This window comes from Pseudomonas meliae, assembly GCF_001400515.1.
Classification (GTDB): Bacteria; Pseudomonadota; Gammaproteobacteria; order Pseudomonadales; family Pseudomonadaceae; genus Aquipseudomonas; species Aquipseudomonas amygdali.
Genome location: NZ_LJQT01000317.1, coordinates 1 through 1,365, shown reverse-complemented (window position 1 = coordinate 1,365; position 1,365 = coordinate 1). Strand labels below are relative to the sequence as shown.

General features: G+C 57.5%; 2 protein-coding genes. Both read right to left on the bottom strand.

Annotated elements, in window-relative coordinates:
- Positions 1-310 precede the first annotated feature (310 nt).
- Positions 311-772, bottom strand: coding sequence for an RES family NAD+ phosphorylase (locus ALO64_RS14900; RefSeq protein ID WP_044345945.1), 462 nt, complete (start codon positions 770-772; stop codon positions 311-313).
- The gene (locus ALO64_RS14895; protein WP_004663867.1) at positions 769-1,218 is read right to left on the bottom strand and encodes a DUF2384 domain-containing protein; all 450 of its coding nucleotides are present in this window, start codon (positions 1,216-1,218) and stop codon (positions 769-771) included. The genes ALO64_RS14900 and ALO64_RS14895 overlap by 4 nt, the downstream gene beginning before the upstream one ends.
- Positions 1,219-1,365: the final 147 nt, after the last annotated feature.

Below are 1,365 nucleotides of genomic sequence, written 5' to 3'. Positions count from 1 at the left end.
CTTTTTCAGAGTTTCCCTTAAGGTTTAATTAGCTGAATGATATCTCCTTGATATTAGGTAGTATTAATAGTCACGAAGTGCGGTATATAGTTATAGGTAATTGTTTTTTTGTTCAGGCTTTCAGGCACGCGATTGAAGCGCATGCTGGTGTAGGACTGGTCAGCGGCCGCACGTAGTGTTGCCGGTTTTATAATCCATCGCAGTGTTCAGGCGTTACATCAGGTGCTGAATGCATTGGTCGCGGCGTACATTGCTTTAAACCCATGTGGCAGCAAGAGCCTCCCATAGCCGAGCTAACCGTTCAGCCAACTCACCCCAAACGTGGATCAACCACAAACTCCAGCTCCCTGGCCGTTGCCACAACGGCCAGGAATTCCGGGTGCTGGACGTTGAGCAGGTAGTTGGACTCACGCGGGATGATCACGCTGGGCACGGCCAGTGCCAGGCTCTGACCCGAGGCAAGCCAGTCGTCGCCGAACGAGGCTGTTGCCGGTGGTGCGGGCTCTTCGCGCCAGTCGGGGGGCAGGGTGTCCGGCCGTGCATTGAGGATGTGCTCTTCGGCAATCTGCAGCTCAAGCATCGCGTAATGCCGGGCCACGCCAGCGTTGCCCAGGTGCACCAGCACTTCCAGCAGCGCCAGCGATTCGCTGCCTGCGCAGTACACACAGGCGTTGCCTTTGCTGTTCCAGCGTCCGCCATAGAGCTTGGCGCCTTCACCGTCGAACGCCTGAGCCAGCCATTTGCGCTTTACCAGTCGATAGACTGCAATCACGCCACGACACCGTGTTCCAGCCGACCGATCAGGTCGAGCACTGCCTGCGCCTCTGCCGAGGTAGCGAGCATTTCCAGCGGCCTGCGATTGCCCAGCCCATAGACCGGGTTGGCCAGCCACAGACGGGTCGCTTCGGCATCGTCTTCGAACAGGTCCAGCGCCGCTTTGTAAACCGCTGCCAGGCGGAACAGCCGATCGCTTTCCTCGGCATTGAAGCGGCGCACCTTGAGGCGTCGCTGCAAGGTGGCGGGAGCGATGCCCAGATGCTCGGCCAGGGTCGAGCGGTTCAGGTCGGTGTAATGCGCCAGACGCTCGAATACTTCATACGGCAAACCGTCGTGCAGCGCCGAGTACAGGCGCGTGCCACGGGCCGGAATACCCAGATGCTGCCAGAAATCGTCCTGCCGGGGCAGGGCCGGATGGTAGTCGCTTATGGGCAGAGACATGGACACACCTGTCTATCGAGTGATTGCTATTAAATCTATCACTTGATAATAGGCTGGTTTGGGTGGTCGCGGTAGTGATTTGCAGCAACAGAAAGCGACTTAAATTACAGAAACTGCAAACATCGCCGACTTAAGGAGGCGCTGCAA

Coding starts and splice junctions, on each gene's coding strand:
- ALO64_RS14895 (WP_004663867.1), bottom strand. CDS start 1,218: ATGTCTCTGCCCATAAGCGACTACCATCCGGCCCTGCCCCGGCAGGAC.